Genomic DNA, 3,253 nt, shown 5'->3' on the forward strand with positions numbered 1-3,253 from the left:
GCCAGGCGAACTCGTAGCGGTAGGTCGGCTGCCCGCGTCCGGCGTGCGCGTCGGCGAGCGCACGGGGTGCGGCACCGAACAGGCCGTCGCCGAGCACTGCCGCGCGCAGCTCACCGGCGGTAGCCGACGGGCGCTGCTGCCGGTAGGCGGCCACCAGCCGGTCCGGCTCCGGATGTGCTTGCACCGCAACGTCCCCCACGTCGTCCATTGTGGACGAATCCAGTCCGCCGCCGGGAGCCAAGTACAGGTTGCCCTCCGCAGCGTTGTTCCCGATGAGCAGATCGGCGTCGGCACCGGCGCCGGCCGCGACCGCCACTGCCGGCTGCCTCTCCAGCACCGGACTGAACCGCGCCAGCCGCAGCAACGGATCGCGGTGCCCGTCCAGCCCGAGATCCATCGGGCCGAGCTGCTCCACCGCGTCGACCAGCCGCTCGTCCGGCACCTCCGGCAACGACCCGACCGGCACACCCAGCAGCTGACCCAGCCGCTTCATGACGAGCTCGGCTTGCGCGGGTACGAACGCGCCGAGTCCGTTTCCGCTCTGCGAGATCACCCTGCGGAACAGCCCGCGCGCCGCCGGATCGGCCAACGCGGCCGCGACGATGGTCGCCCCCGCGGACTGGCCGAACAGGGTGACGTTGGCCGGGTCGCCGCCGAACCGGGCGATCTCCTCCTGCACCCAGCGCAGCGCGGCGAGCACGTCCAGCAGTCCCCGGTTGTCCGGTGCTCCCGGCAGCGACAGCCAGCCCGGCGCCCCGATCCGGTAGTTCAGCGTCACCAGCACCACGCCGTCCCGGGCGAACCCGGTGCCGTCGTAGAGCGCCGCCTGGCCGGAGCCGGACACGAAGGCGCCGCCGTGCACGAACACCATGACCGGCAGGCCGCGCGTCGCGGTGTCCGGGGTCCACACGTTCACCGTCAGGTAGTCCGCGCCGCGGACCCAGCCGGGGCCGAAGAACGGGCCCATGTCCAGGGCACCGAATTCTCGCCGCGGTGCCGGAGCGGTGGGGCCGGGCATCGCTGCATCCCGCTCCCCTGCCCATCTCGGAGCCGGCCGGGGAGCGGCGAACCGCGCGGGCCCCGTCGGGGCCGCTGCGTAGGGGATGCCGGAGAAGACCAGGCCGGTGCGGCTGCGCCTGCCCCGGACCCGGCCCGCGTTCGTGCGCACCACCGGGTTCTGCTCCGCCGGGCTCATCGGTTGATCCGCTGCGGACGGTCGAACGCGGCCCAGTTCTTGATCTCGAAGCGGTCCCCGGCCCGGCGGACCTCGGCGGCGCCGTGACCGCCGAAGTGCGCGGGCACCACCAACGCGGTGTTGTCGGCGGCGAACTCCAGCAGCCGCCTGCGGGACGCGCGGGCGGCCGCCGGGTCCTCCTCGAAGTCGCAGTTGTGCACCGGATCTTGCAGTTGCAGCGGGGTGTGCAGCAGGTCGCCGATGAACACCGCGCGATCCGGCCCGGAGCGCAGCTGCAGCACCGACGATCCGGGCGTGTGCCCGGGAGCGGGCTGCAACCGCAGGTTCTCGTCGATGACCCGTTCGCCATCCCACAGCTCGGTCAGGCCCGCCTGGTGCACCGGAGCGACGCTGTCCTCGAACACGTTCTGGTGGCTCAGCGCCCGCTTCGGCCGGTGCTCGCCCATCGGATTCCAGTACTCGAAGTCGGCGCGCGGCAGCAGGTAGGTGGCGTTCGGGAACGTCGGCACCCAGTCCCGGCCGACGAGCCGGGTGTTCCAGCCGACGTGATCGACGTGCAAATGCGTGTTGACCACGATGTCGACGTCTTCCGGGCGCACCCCCGCGCGGGCCAGGTTGCCGAGGTAGTCGGTGTTCAAGTGCCGCCAGTGCGGCGAGTACGGCCGTTCCTTGTGGTTGCCGACTCCGGTGTCCACCAGGATCGTGCGGCCAGCGCTGCGCAGCACCCAGGTCTGCACGGCGGAGACGAACCCGTTGTCGGCCGGCGACCAGAAGTCCGGATCCAGCCAGGACCGCTCGGCCTCGAACTCCTCGGCGGGGATTTCCGGGAAGAACTCGTCCACGGCCATCGCGCGCCCGTGGAACTCCAGCACTCGCGTGACTTCGACGTCTCCCAGCGTGATGCTCTGCATGGGTCGAATATGCGCGGCACCGCCGATCGCGCGGTATCCGTCACGTGACTGCACCTGTCCCCGCGCGGCTACAGTCGATGGCCGGGAGGCGGCAGTGCGGGAGATCATCGGACGGCAGGCCGAGCTGGCTCAGGTGCGGCGAGCGGCGAGCGGCACCGGGCGGGTCCTGGTCATCACCGGCGACGCCGGAATGGGCAAGACGACGTTGCTGGACGCGGCGGCAGCGCAGGGCGCGCTGCGGGCCTCCGGCAGCGAGAGCGAGGCGAACCTGGCGTTCGCGGGGCTGCACCAGCTGCTCGCGCCGGTGCTGCGGCAGGCCGCGGGCACGGCTGAGGCGTCGCGGCTGCAGTGCGCGTTCGGGATCGGCGACGGGGAACCCGACCCGGACGTCATGGGCCTGGGGCTCGCGGCGCTGCGCCTGCTGTCCGATACCGGTGGGCTGCTCGTGATAGACGACGCGCACTGGCTGGACCGGGGCACCCTGGACGTGCTCGCGTTCCTCGCGCGCCGGATCGAATCGGAGCCGCTGAACCTGCTCATCGGTGCCCGCGATGATCGGCCGCTGCCCGGACTGGACCGGCTGCCCACCTTGCGGCTGGAACCTCTCGACGACCTCTCCGCGAACCAGGTCCTCGACGCGCTGCCGCAGGCACCGGCCGGGGCGCGGCGACTGCGCGTGCTCGCCGAGGCAGGCGGCAATCCGCTCGCACTGGCCGAACTCGCCGCGGTGCCGCAGGAATCCGGGCCGGGGCCGCCCGCCACCACCGAACGGCTGGAGAAGATCTTCGCGGCGCGTGCGCAGGAACTGCCCGAACGAACCCGCGAACTGCTGCTGGAACTGGCCGCCGCCGACGCCCCGGACGCGGTGCACGCGCCAGGCGCGGGCTGGGAACCCGCCGAACGGGCCGGGCTGGTGCGCTGGACGGGATCCCGGTTCCGCTTCCGGCACCCGCTGGTGCGGTCCGCGCTGTACCACTCGGCGCCTTTCGAACACCGCCGCCGGGCGCACCTCGCACTGGGCGAAGCGACCAGGGACGAACCGGACCGGCGCGCTTGGCACCTCGCGGCGGCCGCCGGTGAACCGGACGAGGACGTCGCCGCCCTGATGGAGAGCACCGCCGAGCGGGCCCGCCGCCGCGGCGGTTAC

At 72.9% G+C, this 3,253-nt stretch carries 3 protein-coding genes; 1 reads left to right on the top strand and 2 read right to left on the bottom strand.

Annotated features, from left to right (window positions below; all coding sequences use genetic code 11):
• Window positions 1-1,195 (bottom strand): carboxylesterase family protein (locus tag IJH84_RS01880; protein ID WP_295139528.1); only part of this gene is annotated, 1,195 nt, incomplete at its 3' end.
• Window positions 1,192-2,106 carry an MBL fold metallo-hydrolase gene (locus IJH84_RS01885; RefSeq protein WP_295139531.1) on the bottom strand — a complete coding sequence of 305 codons (915 nt, stop codon included), beginning with the start codon at window positions 2,104-2,106 and terminating at the stop codon, window positions 1,192-1,194. The genes IJH84_RS01880 and IJH84_RS01885, both read right to left, overlap by 4 nt.
• 94 nt (window positions 2,107-2,200) lie before the next feature.
• Here IJH84_RS01885 and IJH84_RS01890 point away from each other — a divergent pair.
• A partial coding sequence (locus tag IJH84_RS01890) for an AAA family ATPase (protein ID WP_295139534.1) occupies window positions 2,201-3,253 on the top strand: 1,053 nt, incomplete at its 3' end.

This window comes from Saccharopolyspora sp. (assembly GCF_017434145.1).
In the GTDB taxonomy this organism is placed as follows: domain Bacteria; phylum Actinomycetota; class Actinomycetes; order Mycobacteriales; family Pseudonocardiaceae; genus Saccharopolyspora_C; species Saccharopolyspora_C galaxeae.